We start from the raw sequence: 17663 nt of genomic DNA, 5'->3' as shown, positions 1-17663 counted from the left end.
GGTCAGGCGGCTCAAGCTAGGCTGCCTCTGATCCTGCCTTTCCTCTGTCCACTCACTTCCTTCCGACCATGTCATTCCTCCGTCTTCCCTACGCGCTCGTCCTTGCGCTGGCTGTGCTGTTCAGCGCCTGCGACTCCGACAACAGCGACGACCCACCCCAGGCCGACCCGGATATCGTCGAAGTCGCCCAGGGTAGCGCTGACCTCACTACGCTCGTCACGGCGCTTTCCGAAGCTGGCCTTGTAGGCACGCTCAAGACCGACGGGCCCTTCACCGTCTTCGCGCCCACCAACAGCGCTTTCGCCAACCTTCCCGACGGCGAACTCGACCGCCTCCTGCAGCCCGAGAACGAGGACGAACTTGAAGCCCTCCTGCTCTACCACGTCCTCGACATCGAGGCGATGTCTTCGGCGCTCTCCGACGGGCTCGAGCTCACGACCCTCAACGGTGCCACGTTCACCGTTGTAGCCAGTGCGGCCTCCTCCGTCGGCTTCGGCATCGATACCGACGGTGACGGCATGGCCGACGCCAACATCCAGACCGTCGACATCGGCGCGGACAACGGCGTCGTGCACCTCATCGACGCGGTGCTGCTCCCGCCGTCCCCGGATGCCACTCCGGACATCGTTGAGCTCGCGCAGGGGAATGCCGACCTCACCACGCTCGTGACCGCGCTCGGGGCTGCTGACCTGGTCGGCACGCTCAAGGAGGACGGCCCTTTCACCGTCTTCGCACCCACCAACAGCGCTTTCGCCAACCTTCCCGACGGCGAGCTCGACCGTCTGCTCGAGCCCGAGAACAAGGAGACCCTCCGGTCGGTCCTGTTCTACCACGTGCTCGGCATTGAAGCGCGCGCCTCGGCCCTCTCCGACGGCCTCGCCCTGGAGACGGCCAACATGCTCATGTGGACGGTCGTCGCGACCAGCGAGTCACCCAGCGGCTTCGGCATCGACACCGATGGCGATGGGGATGCAGATGCCAACATCGTGCAGACTGACATCTCGGCCTCGAACGGCGTCGTGCACGTGATCGATCAGGTTCTCCTGCCGTCGTCGGCGCAAACCATCACCGCTATCGCGGCGAAGAACGCCAACTTCAAAGAGCTCGTGAGCGCACTCGGGTCTGTCAACCTGGACGAGACGCTTGCCGGGCCCGGTCCGTTCACGGTCTTCGCGCCGGTCAACAGCGCCTTCGAGGATCTCGACGCCGTGCCTAGTGGCGAAGCGCTGCGTGGCGTGCTCCTCTACCACGTGCTGGACATCGAAGCGTTTTCGAGCGCTCTAGAGAACGGACTCACGCTCACCACGGAGAACGGTGCCACCTTCACGGTCGTCACGTCGATGGAGGCCGCGAGCGGCTTCGGCATCGACACCGACGGCAACGGCATGGCGGACGCCAACATCCAGGCCGTGGACGTAGACGCCGCCAACGGTGTGATCCACGTCATCGATGCGGTACTGCTCCCGCCGACGAACTAGGTCACGGACCGCGAACAAGTCCGCCTGTCACTGCGGACGTTCGGCGCGGTACTTCCGGAAGGAGGTACCGCGCTTTCTTTCTGATCGATTGTGCGCCCAACCCAGGCCCTCCCCCCAAGGAGTCGCAGTGGGACAAGCTGTCCCGAGCACCCCAGCGACCTCGGTTTCGGCCGTTTTCTTCAGCCGAACCGTCACGTTTGCGTGACACCACAGCCTCCTATAGGGCATAGCCCTTAGACCGGCGACACCCTTGCTTGCATGGGTGCACACCTTCAGCCAAGCGCGCTGCCCCTGCGCCCGTATTGCCGTAGCAATACGATACACAAAAATACGAGGTTGGCAGTTGACGACGCGCCCTCCCTGTCGGTTTCTTCCAGCACCGTGATCCCTGCGGGGTCGCCCATGCGCATGGTAGGCGTACCACCCTACCCGCCCTCTCACCCGCGCATCCTCAGCAACACGCTCCCTCCTCGTGTTCGATCTCTACTTGTTACTCGCCAGCGACGACGCTGACGCGCACGACGTCACCCACTCAACGTCCACCTCGTCTATCCCGTCCCTCGGTGACATCGCCGAAGACGACTTGCCCGAGCCTGTCCGGCTCGACATGATCGGGGGCGACGGAGACACTGGAACCGTCTCGCTCGCGGCCTAAATCGTCTTCGCTCTGCCACGTCGCTACCAGCGGTGGCACGGGCTGCTCGCCCAGGAAACTATCTGGGGCGGTCGCCCCGTTACGGAGAATCCAACCATTCTCCAACGCCCCCGACCGTGCCCGCTTCGGACGCCGCCCGCTACCTCCGCCCCGACGTTCTCTCGCAGCTCGACTCTATGGAGCTGCGCGCCCGGCTGATCGTGGAGGGCTTTATCACCGGTCTGCACAAGAGCCCCTATCACGGCTTCTCGGTCGAGTTTGCCGAGCACCGACCCTACAACGCGGGCGACGAGCCGCGGCACATCGACTGGAAAGTCTACGCGAAGTCGGACCGTTACTACGTCAAGCAGTACGAGGAGGAGACGAACCTGCGACACTACGTCGTGCTCGACACGAGCGCGTCGATGCGCTACCGCGGCGAGAGTGCGCTGCGAAAGCTGGACTACGGCGCCTACCTCGCCGCGGGGCTGCACTACCTTATGGCCCGCCAGCGCGACGCCACGGGCCTCGTCGGCTTCGACGAGACGGTGCACACGCTGCTCCCGCCGCGCTCCACGATGGGGCATGTGCGCGGCCTCCTCGCCACCCTCGACGGCTTCACCGACGACGCGCCCTCAAAGGGCGAGGCCACGCCGAAGACGGCCGTAGCTGCTGCGCTCCACGAGGTCGCCGAGCGCATCGGACGGCGCGCACTCGTGGTGGTCATCACCGACCTCTTCGAAAACGTCGCCGCACACGACGCGCTCCTGAAGGCGCTCCAGCACCTCCGCTACCGCGGCCACGAGGTACTCGTCTTCCACGTCCTCGACGCTGCCACCGAGCGCCGCTTCGCCTTCCCTGACGTGCCCCTGGTGATGCGCGACCTGGAGACGGGCGAGACGATGACGGTGCAACCTGCACAGCTCCGCGCGAGCTATACGGAGGCGGTTGCTGCCTTCGCCGAGCGCTTCCGCCGCCGCTGCCGCGAGCAACGCATCGACTTCGTCGAGTTGGACACCGCGCAGCCTTACGACGCCGCGCTCACGGCCTATCTCAACAAGCGCCGCCGTTTGTTCTAGCGCTATAGTGCAGTCGTGGTCTGCTTCGCTGGAAGTCGATGGCCAGCGATGGATCGCTCCCTCTCGGTGCGCAGGATGTGACAATGTGCCAGACGCCATCTTGCTGAGTTGGGCCTGTCTCGGGGCAACCTGGCTCTGCCTATCACGTTGGACGCCTGCCTTTCTCACGCGACCTCACTCCCCATGTACCGATTTCTCTTTGCGGCGCTCGCGCTGCTTCTTGCGCCCCCATTGGCACTCGCCCAGGCACCAGCCAGCATCACGCCGGACGACTTGGCTGACCGCCCCAGTACCCTCGCCGACGACGGAGCCCCCCCGACACCGACGCTCTACGACGATCCAGCGCTCGTCCAGCGCTTCCAACAGACGATCACGGAGCGCGAGTTGGAGGGGCTGCTGCACTTCTTCGCCTCGGACTATTTCGAGGGGCGCGAAACGACGGCGCGCGGCCAGAAGATGGCCGCCGCGTTCCTTGCGAAGGAGTTCATGGAGATGGGCGCGCTGCCAGCCGGGACCGTGGAGGATGGCGGCCCGCTTGCCGCCTACTACCAGCCGTTCCCGCTCCAGGCCCGCAAGCTCGACCGGAGCGTGCTTACGATCTACGGCGCGGACAGCAGCACCACGCGCATGAGCAGCACGCTCAGCCGTGACGGCATGGACGGCGTGAGCTACCTCGCCTTTGGCGGCGCCAACGGGGCGCCCTCAGGCGCGGGCGTCGTCTTCGTAGGCCACGGCATTACCACCGACCGCTACGACGACTTCGCCGCGCTCAGCGAACAGGGCATCGATGTGTCTGGCAAGTGGCTCCTCCTGCTCGACGCAGAGCCAATGAACGAGGATGGTACTGCCAGCCTCGTCTCCGAAGACGGCACCTTCACCAACTACACAACGCAGTGGTGGTCGAAGCTACAGACGGCATACGGCGCGGGGGTCGGCCAACCGGCAGGCTTCCTCATCGTTGCGGATCGCAACCCCCGCAACCCGACGCCGATTGCCGCGCGCGCCCAGGGCCGCCTAAACGCCGTGGGCAGCCTCTCGCTCGAAGGCGGCGGCGGCGGCCAATCGTTTAACCTCCCGCCCATCTTCAGCATCTCCTCCGGCGTCGCCGATGCCATCCTCGGCGACCGCTCCATCGCCGAGATCCAGAGACAGATCAACGAGACGCTCGCGCCAAAGGTCTTCGCCGTGGACGGCGCAATCGTCGGTGCCGACGTGGCCTACATGACGGAGACGGTGATGACGGAGAACGTCGTGGCAGTCGTAGAGGGTAGCGACCCCGTGTTGAAGGACGAGGTCGTCGTCCTCACCGCGCACTACGACCACATCGGCATGACGGCGGGCGAGGGCGACACGCTCAACAACGGCGCGGACGACGACGGCTCCGGCACGATGGCGCTTGTCGAGATGGCCGAGGCATTCGCGCTTGCCAAGGAGGCCGGCTATGGGCCTCGCCGTACGGTCGTCTTCCTGGCCGTCTCGGGCGAGGAGAAGGGCCTCCTCGGCTCGGCCTACTACGCCGACACGGAGCCGATCTTCGCGCTGGAAAACACCGTCGCCAACCTCAACATCGACATGATCGGGCGCACCGACCCGACCTACCCCGGCGAACAACTCGACAACTACGTCTACATCATCGGGGGCAAGCTCATCTCGGAAGAGATCCAGACCATCACCGAGCAAGCCAATGTGCTTACCGGCCTGGGCATGGACCTCAACGAGCGGTTCAACTCCCGCGACGATCCCAACCAGTTCTACCGCCGTTCCGACCACTGGAACTTCGGCAAGAACAACATCCCGTTCATCTTCTACTTCAACGGGACGCACGAGGATTACCACCAGGTCGGCGATGAGGCGCAGAAGATCGATTATCCGCAGCTGACTCGCCGCGCACAGCTCATCTTCGCGACGGCGTGGCAGCTCGCCAACCAGGACGACCGCGTGGCGGTATCGGGCACTGGGTTCAACTAAGCGCTGGCGCCCCGTGAGCAGATCGCTCAAGCAGAAAAGCGCCCCGGCTGCCGCAATGGTGGCCGGGGCGCTCTGGTTTTGCGAGATCGCAGCCTTTAGAGTCCGAGGCGACGGCTGATCTCTGCGACTGCTTCGTCCTGCTCGGCAGCCGTGAGACCGTCACCACCGGTCTCGCCGTCGAGGACCGCGTCGATGGCATCGGTGGCCGCCTGGAGCGCTTCGAGCTCCTTCTTCGAGCCGACGACGATGTCGGTGTACTGCCGGAGGCCCGTGCCCGCTGGGACGAGGTGCCCCACGATCACGTTCTCCTTCAGCCCGTGCAGGCCATCCTGCTTGGCCGCGATGGCAGCCTCGGTGAGCACCTTCGTCGTCTCCTGGAAGGAGGCTGCCGAGATGAACGAGTCCGTCGCGAGCGCGGCCTGCGTGATGCCGAGGAGCACCGGCTCTGCGACGGCAGGCTCGGCCTCACGGACCTCGACGGGCTGGAGATCCTGGCGCTTCATCTCCGAGTTGACCTCGCGCAGCTGACGCCGCCCGACGACCTGGCCGATCTTGAGCGTCGAGTTGCCCGGGTCGGTCACCACGAACTCGTCGTAGAGGTCGTCGTTGGCCCTCGCGAGATCGAAACGATTGACCAGGTTGCTCTCAAGGAACGTCGTGTCGCCCGGGTCGGTGATGCGGACCTTCTGCATCATCTGGCGAACGATCACCTCGATGTGCTTGTCGTTGATGCCGACGCCCTGGAGGCGGTAGACCTCCTGGACTTCGTTCACGAGGTACTCTTGCACGGCCGTCGGCCCGAGGATGGCGAGGATGTCGTCCGGCGAGATCTGGCCGTCGGAGAGGGCTTCGCCCGCCTTGACGTAGTCGTTCTCGTGGACGAGGAGGTGCTTCGAGAGCTTGACGAGGTAGGTCTTCTCCGTCGAGCCGTCGCGGCTGGTGACGATGACTTCCTGCGAGCCGCGCTTACGGCCGCCGAAGCTCACCACGCCGTCGATCTCGGAGACCACGGCCGCCTCGGTGGGTGAGCGCGCCTCGAAGAGCTCGATCACGCGGGGGAGACCACCCGTGATGTCGCGCGTCTTGGCCGACTGGCGCGGGATCTTGGCGACCACCGTACCGGCCTGCACCTCGTCGCCCGCGTCCACCTGAAGGCGAGCGCGCACCGGCATCGGGTACTCCTTCGTGTCTTCCTTCGTCTTCACGAGGACCGCCGGCGTGAGCGTGCGCTCGCGCGTCTCGACGACCACCTTCTCGCGGAAGCCGGTCTGTTCGTCCGACTCCTCGCGGTAGGTCGTGCCCTCGATGATGTCCTGGAAGCCAATGGTGCCCTTGACCTCGGAGATGATGACCGAGTTGTAGGGGTCCCACGAGGCCAGCACGTCGCCTTTCTCGATGACCTGGCCTTCCGTGACGAGCAGTTCCGCGCCGTAGGGCACGGTGTAGGCGATGAGCTGGCGCCCGTCGTCGCCCATCACGCGGACTTCGCCGGAGCGGCCGAGCACGATGGTCTTCGGCTCGTCGTCCGTGTCGTTCTCGACCGTGCGGAGGTTGTCGTAGACGATGGTGCCGCCAAACTTCGACTGAATGGTCGACTCGGCCGCGATGCGGCTGGCCGTACCACCGATGTGGAAGGTGCGGAGCGTGAGCTGCGTGCCCGGCTCGCCGATGGACTGCGCCGCGATGACGCCGACGGCCTCACCCGCTTCGACCATGCGGCCCGTCGCGAGGTTGCGGCCGTAACACAGCGCGCACACGCCGCGCGGGGCCTCGCACGCGAGCACCGAGCGGATCTCGACGGCCTCGATGGAGGTCTGCGCGATCGCCTCGGCGATCTCTTCCGTGATGAGTTCGTTGCGGTTGACGAGGCGCTCGCCGGTGAGCGGGTCGTTCACGTCGTGCACCGACACGCGCCCGAGGATGCGCTCGGTGAGCGGCTGGACGATGTCTTCGTTGTCCTTGAGCGCGCCCGTCACGATGCCGCGCAGCGTACCGCAGTCCGGCTCCGTCACGATCACGTCCTGGCTCACGTCCACGAGGCGGCGCGTGAGGTAGCCCGCGTCGGCGGTCTTGAGCGCCGTGTCCGCGAGGCCCTTGCGGGCACCGTGCGTCGAGATGAAGTACTCCAGGACGGTCAGGCCCTCCTTGAAGTTGGACTTGATCGGGTTCTCGATGATCGCACCCGAACCGCTGTCGAGGCTCTTGCGGGGCTTGGCCATGAGGCCGCGCATGCCGCCGAGCTGGCGGATCTGCTCACGCGAACCACGCGCCCCGGAGTCGGCCATCATGTAGATGGCGTTGAAGCCGTCGTCGTCGTCCTTCAGGGCGACGTAGAGGACGTCCGAGATCTTGTTGTTCGTCGACGTCCAGACGTCGATGACCTGGTTGTAGCGCTCGGACTCCGTGATGAAGCCCATCTCGTAGTTGCCGCGGATCTCGGCGACTTTCTCGTCGGCTTGGTCGATCAGCTCGTGCTTCGCGTCCGGGATGACGATGTCGGCGAGGCTGAACGAGAGCCCGCCGAGCATGGCCTGGCGGAAGCCCATGTCCTTGATCGAGTCGAGGAAGGCGGCCGTGCGCGGGAAGTCGGTGCGCGCGAAGATGCCGCCGATGATGCGGCGGAGGTTCTTCTTGCCGAGGACTTCGTTGATGTAGCCGACGCCGTCCGGGACGATCGCGTTGAAGAGCGCGCGCCCGGCCGTCGTCTCGATCATCGTGCCCTGCGCGTGCTTGCCGTCGAACGAGGGGCCCTCGTCGAGACGCAGCTGGATCTTGGCGTGCAGATCGATAATGTCGCGGTCGAAGGCCTGCTGGACCTCGTTGATCGAGCCGAAGCGCATGCCCTCGCCTTTGAGACCGCTGCGGCTCTTGGTGAGGTAGTACATCCCGAGCACCATGTCCTGCGACGGAACCGCGATCGGGCCGCCGTGCGCCGGGCTGAGGATGTTGTGACTCGCAAGCATCAGGATCTGCGCCTCCAGGATGGCGGCCTGCCCGAGCGGGACGTGCACGGCCATCTGGTCGCCGTCGAAGTCCGCGTTGAATGCGGTGCAGGCGAGCGGGTGGAGGCGGATCGCCTTGCCCTCGATGAGGACCGGCTGGAACGCCTGGATGCCGAGGCGGTGGAGCGTCGGTGCGCGGTTGAGCAGGACCGGGTGGCCCTGGATCACCTTCTCTAGGATGTCGAACACATCGGCGGTGCGGCGATCGACGACCTTCTTGGCGCTCTTGACGGTTTTGACGATGCCGCGCTCGATGAGCTTGCGGATGATGAACGGCTTGAAGAGCTCGACGGCCATCTCCTTCGGCAGGCCGCACTCGTGGATCTTGAGCTCAGGACCGACGACGATCACCGAACGGCCCGAGTAGTCGACGCGCTTGCCGAGCAAGTTCTGGCGGAAGCGCCCCTGCTTGCCCTTGAGCATGTCGGAGAGCGACTTCAGCGCACGGTTCGAGTCCGAGCGGACAGCGTTAGCCTTGCGGCTGTTGTCGAAGAGGCTATCGACGGCCTCCTGGAGCATGCGCTTCTCGTTCCGCAAAATGACTTCAGGCGCCTTGATGTCGATCAGGCGCTTGAGGCGGTTGTTGCGGATGATGACGCGGCGGTAGAGGTCGTTGAGGTCCGACGTGGCGAAGCGCCCCCCTTCGAGCGGGACAAGCGGGCGCAGCTCCGGCGGGATCACCGGGATCACGCGCATCACCATCCACTCGGGGCGATTCTCCATGCGACTGTTGGCCTCGCGGAAACCTTCCACGATGCCGAGGCGCTTGAGCGCTTCGGCCTTGCGGGCCTGGCTCGTCTCGGTCTTGGCCTGGAAGCGCAGCTCCTGCGTCAGCGAGTCAAGGTCGAGGCGCTTGAGCAGCTCCTCGATGGACTCGCCGCCGATCATGGCGATGAACTTCTCAGGGTCGTCGTCCGGGAGGCGGTTGTTGTCCTCCGGGATCTGGTAGAGGATGTCGAAATACTCATCCTCCGTGAGCAGTTGACGCTCCTCGATGCCCAGGCCGCCAGCGGCACCGGGCTGCACGACGACGTACTGCTCGTAGTAGATGATCTTCTCGAGGTCCTTCGACTTGATGCCGAGGAGCGAGGCAATCTTGTTCGGGAGGCTCTTGAAGTACCAGATGTGGACCACCGGGACCGAGAGCGTGATGTGCCCAAAGCGCTCGCGGCGCACCTTCTTCTGGGTCACCTCGACGCCGCAGCGGTCGCAGATGATGCCCTTGTAGCGGATGCGCTTGTACTTGCCGCAGTGGCACTCGTAGTCCTTGACGGGCCCGAAGATCTTCTCGCAGAAAAGGCCGTCCTTCTCCGGCTTGAAGCTCCGGTAGTTGATCGTCTCCGGCTTGAGAACCTCGCCGAAGGACCGCTCCAGGATCGACTCGGGCGAGGCGAGGGAGACGGTGATCGAGTTGTACTGCTTCTTCTCGACGACGTCGGGGGTGCCGTAGGCCATAGGTATTGGGGATTTTTGATTTTGGATTTACGATTTATGATTAGCGACTGCGTCTCCTGCGAGCACCCAATCGAAAATCAGCCATCGCAAATCATCAATCGATCTTGACTTCGAGGCCGAGGCCCTGCATCTCGCGCACGAGGACGTTGAAGCTCTCGGGGACGCTCGGCTCGGGGAGCGGCTCGCCCTTGACGATGGCCTCGTAGGTCTTCGAGCGACCCTGCACGTCGTCCGACTTGACCGTGAGGACTTCGCGGAGCACGTTGGAGGCGCCGTAGGCGTAGAGCGCCCACACCTCCATCTCGCCGAAGCGCTGGCCGCCGAACTGAGCCTTGCCGCCGAGCGGCTGCTGCGTGATGAGCGAGTACGGCCCGATCGAGCGCGCGTGGAGCTTGTCGTCGACGAGGTGCGACAGCTTGAGCATGTAGATCTGCCCGACCGTCGTCTTCTGGTCGAAGGCTTCGCCCGTCTGCCCGTCGTAGAGCTGGATGCGGCCGTCCTCGGGAAGGCCAGCCTCGTTCATCTTCGCCGTGATGTCCTCCATCTTGGCGCCGTCGAACGGCATCGTGCCATAGGTCTCGCCCAGCTTCCAGCCTGCCCAGCCGAGGAGCGTCTCGAAGATCTGGCCGAGGTTCATGCGCGAGGGCACGCCCAGCGGGTTGAGGCAGATGTCGACCGGCGTCCCGTCCTCAAGGAACGGCATGTCTTCCTGCGGGACGACTTTCGCGACGACGCCCTTGTTGCCGTGGCGGCCAGCCATCTTGTCGCCGACCTGCAGCTTGCGCTTCTTAGCGACGTAGACCTTCGCGAGTTGCACGATGCCAGGGGGCAGTTCGTCGCCCATCTGGATGCGGTACTTCTCCTGCTTGGCCTGGCCGTCGATCTCGGCGTAGCGGCGCTGGTAGTTGGACAGCAGCGTGTGCAGCTGTCCGTTCTTGCCCTCGTCCTGGGTGAACGCCTGCCGGATCTTGAGGTCGGCGGGCTCGATGTTCTTGAACGAGGCCTTCGTAATCTTGCCCCCCTCCGACACGACGATGGTGCCGTCGCGGAGCTCGACGCCTTCCGACGCCTGGCCCTGCGCGATGTTGAAGAAGCGCTCGTAGAACGAGTCGCGGAGGCTCGACAGCTCGCGGCCGAGCGCGGCGTCGATCTCGGTGAGGCGGCGCTCTTCGGCCTTCTTCGTGATCGGGTCAGTCTTGCGGCGGCTGAAGAGCTGCGTGTCGATGACGACGCCCTTCATGCCTGGCTTGGCCTTCAGCGAGGCATCTTTCACGTCCCCAGCCTTGTCGCCGAAGATCGCGCGGAGGAGCTTCTCTTCCGGCGTCGGGTCCGTCTCGCCCTTCGGCGTGATCTTGCCGACGATGATGTCGCCGGGGTGGATCTCCGCGCCGATGCGGACGATGCCGCGCTCGTCGAGGTCGCGCGTGGCTTCCTCGGAGACGTTCGGGATCTCGCGCGTGAGTTCTTCCTCGCCACGCTTGGTGTCCCGGACTTCGTGGGTGAACTCTTCGATGTGGACCGAGGTGTAGACGTCCTCCGAGACAACGCGCTCCGAGATGACGATGGCGTCCTCGAAGTTGTAGCCCTTCCACGGCATAAACGCGACGAGCACGTTCTTGCCGAGCGCGAGTTCGCCCTTGTCGGTCGAGCAGCCGTCGGCAAGGAGGTCGCCCTTCTTGACGCGCTGGCCGACGGTGACGAGCGGCTTCTGGTTGACCGCCGTGTCCTGGTTGGTGCGGCGGAACTTGATGAGGTCGTAGACGCGCACCGGCTCCTCGAAGGCGAGGCCGGACTGCTCGCTCGACTCATCGTAGCGCACGACGATGCGGTTGGCGTCGACGTACTCGATCACACCAGCAGCCTCGGCGACCACGATGGCGCGGCTGTCGCGGGCGGCGCGGCCTTCGAGGCCGGTCCCCACGATCGGGGCCTGCGGACGCAGGAGCGGTACCGCTTGGCGCTGCATGTTCGAGCCCATCAGGGCGCGGTTGGCGTCGTCGTGCTCCAGGAACGGAATCATGCTCGCCGCGGGCGAGATGATCTGGTTCGGCGCGATGTCCATGTAGTCGATGTCGGACGGATCCATCATCGGGAAGTCGCCCGACTGGCGGCAGCGCACGAGGTCGTTCTCGAACGTGCCGTCGTCGTTGAGTGGCGCGTTGGCCTGGGCGATGATCGCGCGGTCCTCGGCCTCAGCAGAGAGATACTCGATCTCCTTCGTCACCACGCCGTCCTTCACCACGCGGTAGGGCGTCTCGATGAAGCCAAACGGGTTGACGACGCCGTGCACGCAGAGCGACGAGATGAGGCCGATGTTCGGGCCTTCCGGCGTCTCGATCGGGCAGAGGCGACCGTAGTGCGTGTAGTGCACGTCGCGGACCTCGAAGCCCGCGCGCTCGCGGGTGAGACCGCCCGGCCCGAGGGCCGACATACGGCGCTTATGCGTCAGTTCGGCCAGCGGGTTTGTCTGGTCCATGAACTGCGACAGCTGGTTCGTGCCGAAGAACGTGTTGATCACGCTCGACACGGTGCGCGCGTTGACGAGGTCCTGCGGGGTGAACTTGTCGGCGTCGCGGAGATTCATGCGCTCCTTGATCGTCCGCGCCATGCGGGCGAGGCCGAGCGAGAACTGCGCCTGGAGTTGCTCGCCGACGGTGCGCACACGGCGGTTGCCGAGGTGGTCGATGTCGTCCACGTTCGAGCGCCCGTTCTGGAGCTGGATGAGCTCACGGATGATCGCGTTGATGTCGTCGCGCGTGAGCGTGAGGTCGTCGCGGTCACGCGGGAGGTCGAGGCGCTGGTTGATGCGGTAGCGGCCGACGTCGCCAAGGTCGTAGCGTTTCTCCGAGAAAAAGAGGCGCTCCAGCATGTTTCGCGCCGTGTCCACGTCCGGTGCTTCGGTGCCGCGCAGCGTCTGGTAGAGGTACTCCAGCGCCTCGTCTTGCGAGTGCGTCGGGTCCTTCTTGATCGTGTTGAGAAGGCTCGTGCGGTCGAGGGCGTTCTCTTCGTCCTCGTCCTCCTTCTTGAGGAAGATCAGCTCGACGTTGGCCTCGGAGAGCATGCCGAAGTCGTCTTCGGTGAGCTCGTGGTCGGTCGGGAGGACGACCTCGCGCTCGCGCAGCGTCTCGATCACCTCGCCGGTGTCCTCGTCCACAATCTCCTCAACGCGCTCGACGGTCACGCCAACGGCGAGCACGCGGCCCACGGCGCTCTTGACGAAAGCAGTCTTCTTGCCGACCTCGTAGCGCTCGGCGAGATCGAACATGCTGACGATCTCGTCATTGGTCGAGTTGCCCAGCGCGCGGAGCAGCGTGGTGACCGGCAGCTTCTTCTTGCGGTCGATGTAGGCCCACATCACGCCGGACACGTCGGTCGAGAACTCGATCCACGAGCCGCGGAAGGGGATCACACGCGCCGAGTAGAGCATCGTGCCATTCGGGTGCACCTTCTGGCCGAAAAACACGCCCGGCGAGCGGTGCAGCTGGCTCACGACGACGCGCTCGGCACCGTTCACGACGAACGTGCCCTTCTCGGTCATCATCGGCAGGTTGCCGAGGTAGACATCCTGCTGGATGGCCTCTTCGGGCTCATCCTCGTCCTCGTCTTCCTTGCTCGACAGGCGCAGCTTGGCCTTGAGCGGGATGGCGAAGGTGAGGCCTTGCGCGAGGCATTCCTCTATGGAGTGCTTGGGCGCGTCGAGTTCGTAGTGCAGGAACTCGAGCGTGTAGCGCTCGCGGGTGTCGGTGATCGGGAAGTGCTCGTGGAAGACCGATTCGAGGCCGCTCGACGGGTCGCGCTCTTCGGGCGCGAGGTTCGCCTGCAGGAATTCCTCGAAGGACTTGAGTTGGACGTCCAGGAAGTCTGGGTAGTCCAGGACGGGCGCGATGCTGGAGAACGAGATGCGGGTGACCTCGCCCGGCACCACGTTGCCCGTCGCCACGCCGTTTGCAGTTCCGTTGGTCGTGGACTTGGCTACGCTCTGAGTGCTCAACGTAAACCCCGTGGGTAGAGACGTGAGAGGGTGCGATGTTTTGGGCAGCGGTGTGTAACACAAGGGCACCCAGCGGGTTCCACTTGAGCGCTACGCCTCGCGCCGAAAGGACCGTGCCTAGAAGCACCGACCTTGCCCCGAAAAAAGCCGGGGCGGAGAGTGGCCCGGTGAGAGCCACAGGTGCGGCCTGTTAAAGCCGCGAAAGCCGACCCCCGGCAGGACACTGGGCGTCCGTTCGGTCGGTCGGCAACACGGGGCCGATACAACGGCGGGCAAGCGCGGGGCGTACCCGCCGCCGATGCGGCTCCGGTCAGATCGGCAGCCCCGTAGGGCCACCGCAAGCTCACTTGAGCTCGACGTCGGCGCCGGCTTCTTCGAGCTTGCTCTTGAGCTCTTCGGCTTCGTCCTTGGACGCAGCTTCCTTGATCGCGCTCGGGGCGCTCTCGACGAGGTCCTTAGCTTCCTTGAGGCCGAGGCCCGTCGCCGCGCGGACGACCTTGATGACCGCGATCTTGTTGCCGCCGAAGCTGTTGAGCATCACGTCGAACTCGGTTTTCTCTTCGGCTTCAGCGGCCGCGCCGTCGCCGGCCGGGCCAGCCACAACCGCAGCCGCAGCCGCAGGCTCGATGCCGTATTCGTCCTTGAGGACGCCGAGGAGCTCGTTCGCTTCTTTGATGGTGAGGTTGACCAGGGATTCGGCCAGTTCCTTTACGTCTGCCATGGTAGTGTGTGGTTCCTGCGGCGGTCTGTGCGCGGCCGTGCGGCAGTCGATCTGCCGAGCCTGCTGCGCCGCCCATTAAGGGGATGCAAAGTGGAGAGTCGTGGTGCGTCGCTGGACGACGCTGGGCGAGGCAGGGAGCGCTTGCGCGGACTCTCCGGATCCCTGTCGCGCCGAGTCGGTTTAGCCTTCCTTTTCGGAGATCTGCTGGATGACGCTTGCCAGCCCCGCGCCCTGCGCGTTGAGTGCGCTGGCCACGTTGTTGATCGGCGCCATGAGTAGCCCGATGATGTCGGCGATGAGTTCGTCCTTCGACTTCAGCGCCGCGAGCGTGTCGAGCTGGCCTTCGGCGAAGAAGGCACCGTCGACGTAGGCGGCCTTGAAGCGCGGGAGTTCCTTCTCCTTGCCGTCGAGGAACTTTTTGATCACCTTCGCCGGGCTGGCGGGATCGGTCGTGAAGGCGACGGCGGTGGGGCCGTGAAGAGCGTCGTAGAGGCCCGAGTAGTCGACGTCGGCGTCCTCCATTGCGCGACGGACGAGCGTGTTCTTGAGCACCTTGTAGGTGACGCCCGCCTCGCGGAACGAGGCGCGGAGCTGGTTGACTTCGTCGACGGTAAGGCCGGCGTGGTCGGTGAGGTAGACCGTGTTGACTTCGCCGAGTTGTTCGGCAATCGCCGCGACCGCCTCCTGCTTCTGCTGTTTCGTCAGAGCCATGATTCTGTTCGGTTAGACGGTGAGCGGGTTAGCGCGCGTCGCTGACAGCGACGTTGCGGTCGACGGGGATGGCAGGGCCCATGGTAGTCGAGAGCGTGATGCTCTTGACATAGGTACCCTTGGCGGCGGCGGGGCGCAGGCGGAGGATCTCCTTCAGGAACGCCGAGGCGTTGTCCTGAATCTGCTCGGCCGAGAACGACGCCTTGCCGATGGCCGTGTGCACGTTGCCAAACTTGTCGACGCGGAAATCGATGCGACCCGCCTTCACAGCCTGGACGGCCTCGGCGATGTTGGTCGTGACGGTGCCGCTCTTGGGGTTCGGCATGAGGCCGCGAGGCCCGAGCACGCGACCGAGGCGCCCGATCTTGGGCATCACGTCGGGGCTCGCGATGAGCACGTCGAAGTCGAGGAAGCCTTCGTTCTGGATCTTCTCGACGTAGTCGTCGAGGCCGACCATGTCAGCGCCTGCTTCCTGGGCTTCCGCCTGCTGGTTCTGCGTGAGCACGAGCACGCGGACGGTCTTGCCGGTGCCATGGGGGAGCGCGACCGAGCCGCGGACCATCTGCTCGGCGTGCCGCGGGTCGACGCCGAGACGGATGTCCATGTCGACGGACTCGTCGAACTTGGCGCGGGCCATCTGCTTGACGATGCCTGCGGCGTCCGCGATCGAGATGCTGCCACCGGCGTCGGCGATCAGCTCCTGCGCCTGGCGGTAGCGCTTGCCTTTCTTAGCCATTGCGTTCAGGGTTGTGCGGTGCAAGCGCCGAGGATGGCTCGGCTCCCGCTGTGGTAGAAAGCACAGGGACGCGACGTCCCCGATCCTTCGAGTTCAGAGTCGGCACTAGGCCGGGACGCCTTCGACGCGGATGCCCATCGAGCGCGCGGTGCCTGCGATCATGCGGGCGGCGGCGTCGATGTCGGTCGCATTGAGGTCCTCCATCTTGGTCTGGGCGATCTCCTTGCACTGGTCCCAGGTAACCTTGCCAGCGCGCTCGCGCAGCGGGTCGCCCGCCCCCTTCTGGATCTTCGCCGCCTGCTTCAGCAGAACGGCCGCCGGGGGGCTCTTGATGATGAAGGTGAAGCTCTTGTCGGCAAAGACCGTGATCACGACCGGGAGCACGAGGCCCATGCGGTCCTGGGTCTTTGCGTTGAACTGCTTGCAAAACTCCATGATGTTGACGCCTTTCTGGCCCAGCGCGGGACCGATAGGCGGAGCAGGGCTGGCCTGCCCGGCTTTGATCTGGAGCTTGATGTAGCCGTCGATTTTCTTAGCCATGCGCGTCTGCGGTACTGGCGCAGCGAGGGAAGCCGTGTTCGGTCACGACCCGTGTTCAGCCGTGACTATGGTCGGCTATCGCTGCTCCCGCCGTAGGGTTGGTTCTAGAAAAGAAATACGCGTCGGAGCCGGGGAGCACGTACTAGGGCGAAGGGCGTTCCCGCTTCATCGCCTCTTGGCAGAGTGCGGCGGTTTTGCGGTGCGGCGGTACGTGCGGTCACACTCTTCTTACTGCTCGTGCTCCACCTGGAGGTAGTCGAGTTCGAGGGGCGTCTTGCGGCCGAAGATGGAGACCATGACGCGGACCTTCATCTTGTCCGGCAGCACCTCCTCGACGACGCCGGTGAAGTTGTTGAACGGGCCGTCCACCACCTTGATCGGGTCGCCTTCCTTGAACGGCATCTCGGGGACTTCGCCCTGCTCGCGAGCGTCGTCCATACGGCCGAGGATGCGGTTGACTTCGTCGGGGCGGAGCGGCGTGGGCTCGCCGTCGGTGCCGGTCGAGAGGAAGCCGATGGTGCTCGGCGCGCCGCTGATGACCTCCTTCACGTAGGGGTCCACGATCGCGTTGATGAGCATGTAGCCCGGGAAGAACGTCTTCTCACGTGTGCGCTTCTTGCCGCCGCGCATCTCGAAGACGGTTTCAGTCGGGATGAGGATGTCGGTGAGCTTGTCTTCGTAGCCAAGCCGTTCGACTTCGCTCTCGAGGTACTCCTTGACCTTCTTCTCGTGACCGGAGAAGGTGCGGAGGACGTACCACTTGCGGATCGGGCTGCCCATCGCGGTGGCGGGGTTGCGGGTGGAGGAGGACGACGGGGCTGGGTTCAGCCGCCGAGGGCGTAGATGACCTTCAGGACCCGGCTGATCACCTGATCGAAGCCGAACGTGAAGAGCGCCAGCGCCAGCGACGATACGAGCGTGAGTACGGTGTTGCTGATCACCTGCTGGCGGGTTGGCCAGGAGACCTTGCGCATCTCCTTGCGGACCTCGGTGAGGTAGCCAGTTTTTTTCTCAGGAGTCTGGGTCGCCATCGGTTCGTCGTAGGCCGTTCACGAAAGAGGGCCGATGAACGGCCCCGAAGGAAGCACCCTGTAGAGGGTGGGAAGCACGGGCGGCAGGACTCGAACCTGCAACCTGCGGTTTTGGAGACCGCTGCTCTGCCAATTGAGCTACGCCCGTGTACAGGTTGAAGGTGGAAGGTTCAAAGTGGAAGGTTGTTCAGCGTTGCTAAAACCTTCAACCTTGCACATGTCACCTTCAACTGTCTTTTCTAGTCGAGGATTTTGGCGACGACGCCCGCACCCACCGTCCGGCCACCCTCGCGGATCGCAAACCGCAACCCCTCCTC

Annotated in this window: 13 protein-coding genes and 1 tRNA gene; 4 read left to right on the top strand and 10 right to left on the bottom strand. The window is 64.8% G+C overall.

Features of this window, described 5'->3' with window-relative positions:
- Positions 1-68: 68 nt before the first annotated feature.
- From AAFU51_16450 to AAFU51_16435, 4 genes are all read left to right on the top strand, one after another.
- Positions 69-1478 (top strand): fasciclin domain-containing protein, encoded by a 1410-nt coding sequence (locus tag AAFU51_16450; protein MEO1572850.1) that lies wholly within the window; start codon positions 69-71, stop codon positions 1476-1478.
- 472 nt (positions 1479-1950) lie between these two features.
- Entirely contained in the window at positions 1951-2133 is a 183-nt protein-coding gene (locus tag AAFU51_16445; GenBank protein MEO1572849.1) for a hypothetical protein, read from the top strand.
- Between the two features lie 116 nt (positions 2134-2249).
- Positions 2250-3191, top strand: coding sequence for a DUF58 domain-containing protein (locus AAFU51_16440; protein MEO1572848.1), 942 nt, complete (start codon positions 2250-2252; stop codon positions 3189-3191).
- Positions 3192-3374: 183 nt separating this feature from the next.
- The gene (locus AAFU51_16435; protein MEO1572847.1) at positions 3375-5159 is read left to right on the top strand and encodes a M28 family peptidase; all 1785 of its coding nucleotides are present in this window, start codon (positions 3375-3377) and stop codon (positions 5157-5159) included.
- A gap of 95 nt (positions 5160-5254) precedes the next feature.
- Here AAFU51_16435 and rpoC read toward each other — a convergent pair whose 3' ends face one another.
- The 10 genes from rpoC to AAFU51_16385 all read right to left on the bottom strand — a co-directional run.
- On the bottom strand, positions 5255-9616 hold the full coding sequence (gene rpoC / locus AAFU51_16430) for a DNA-directed RNA polymerase subunit beta' (protein ID MEO1572846.1): 4362 nt from the start codon (positions 9614-9616) through the stop codon (positions 5255-5257).
- A 94-nt stretch (positions 9617-9710) separates the two neighbouring features.
- Complete coding sequence (rpoB, locus tag AAFU51_16425; protein ID MEO1572845.1) at positions 9711-13541, bottom strand: DNA-directed RNA polymerase subunit beta; 3831 nt, start codon at positions 13539-13541, stop codon at positions 9711-9713.
- 409 nt (positions 13542-13950) lie between these two features.
- Complete coding sequence (gene rplL, locus AAFU51_16420) at positions 13951-14328, bottom strand: 50S ribosomal protein L7/L12 (protein ID MEO1572844.1); 378 nt, start codon at positions 14326-14328, stop codon at positions 13951-13953.
- Between the two features lie 180 nt (positions 14329-14508).
- Positions 14509-15039 (bottom strand): 50S ribosomal protein L10, encoded by a 531-nt coding sequence (gene rplJ / locus AAFU51_16415; protein ID MEO1572843.1) that lies wholly within the window; start codon positions 15037-15039, stop codon positions 14509-14511.
- A gap of 28 nt (positions 15040-15067) precedes the next feature.
- The gene (gene rplA, locus AAFU51_16410) at positions 15068-15775 is read right to left on the bottom strand and encodes a 50S ribosomal protein L1 (GenBank protein ID MEO1572842.1); all 708 of its coding nucleotides are present in this window, start codon (positions 15773-15775) and stop codon (positions 15068-15070) included.
- 105 nt (positions 15776-15880) lie between these two features.
- Complete coding sequence (gene rplK, locus AAFU51_16405; GenBank protein ID MEO1572841.1) at positions 15881-16315, bottom strand: 50S ribosomal protein L11; 435 nt, start codon at positions 16313-16315, stop codon at positions 15881-15883.
- A gap of 228 nt (positions 16316-16543) precedes the next feature.
- Positions 16544-17095 (bottom strand): transcription termination/antitermination protein NusG, encoded by a 552-nt coding sequence (gene nusG, locus AAFU51_16400; GenBank protein ID MEO1572840.1) that lies wholly within the window; start codon positions 17093-17095, stop codon positions 16544-16546.
- Between the two features lie 44 nt (positions 17096-17139).
- Entirely contained in the window at positions 17140-17346 is a 207-nt protein-coding gene (gene secE / locus AAFU51_16395) for a preprotein translocase subunit SecE (protein MEO1572839.1), read from the bottom strand.
- 75 nt (positions 17347-17421) lie between these two features.
- Positions 17422-17494: transfer RNA gene (locus AAFU51_16390), tRNA-Trp, on the bottom strand.
- A gap of 91 nt (positions 17495-17585) precedes the next feature.
- On the bottom strand, positions 17586-17663 hold a 78-nt coding region (locus AAFU51_16385; protein ID MEO1572838.1), incomplete at its 5' end, for a hypothetical protein.

Source organism: Bacteroidota bacterium (genome assembly GCA_039821555.1).
Lineage (GTDB): Bacteria > Bacteroidota > Rhodothermia > Rhodothermales > Rubricoccaceae > JBCBEX01.
This window is presented reverse-complemented; position numbering and strand designations above follow the sequence as displayed.

Bases quoted from the DNA above. Each gene is read 5' to 3' on its own strand.
- AAFU51_16450 (MEO1572850.1), top strand. From the start codon at position 69: ATGTCATTCCTCCGTCTTCCCTACGCGCTCGTCCTTGCGCTGGCTGTG.
- AAFU51_16435 (MEO1572847.1), top strand. From the start codon at position 3,375: ATGTACCGATTTCTCTTTGCGGCGCTCGCGCTGCTTCTTGCGCCCCCA.
- rpoC (MEO1572846.1), bottom strand. From the start codon at position 9,616: ATGGCCTACGGCACCCCCGACGTCGTCGAGAAGAAGCAGTACAACTCG.
- rplL (MEO1572844.1), bottom strand. From the start codon at position 14,328: ATGGCAGACGTAAAGGAACTGGCCGAATCCCTGGTCAACCTCACCATC.
- rplJ (MEO1572843.1), bottom strand. From the start codon at position 15,039: ATGGCTCTGACGAAACAGCAGAAGCAGGAGGCGGTCGCGGCGATTGCC.
- rplA (MEO1572842.1), bottom strand. From the start codon at position 15,775: ATGGCTAAGAAAGGCAAGCGCTACCGCCAGGCGCAGGAGCTGATCGCC.
- rplK (MEO1572841.1), bottom strand. From the start codon at position 16,315: ATGGCTAAGAAAATCGACGGCTACATCAAGCTCCAGATCAAAGCCGGG.
- nusG (MEO1572840.1), bottom strand. From the start codon at position 17,095: ATGGGCAGCCCGATCCGCAAGTGGTACGTCCTCCGCACCTTCTCCGGT.
- secE (MEO1572839.1), bottom strand. From the start codon at position 17,346: ATGGCGACCCAGACTCCTGAGAAAAAAACTGGCTACCTCACCGAGGTC.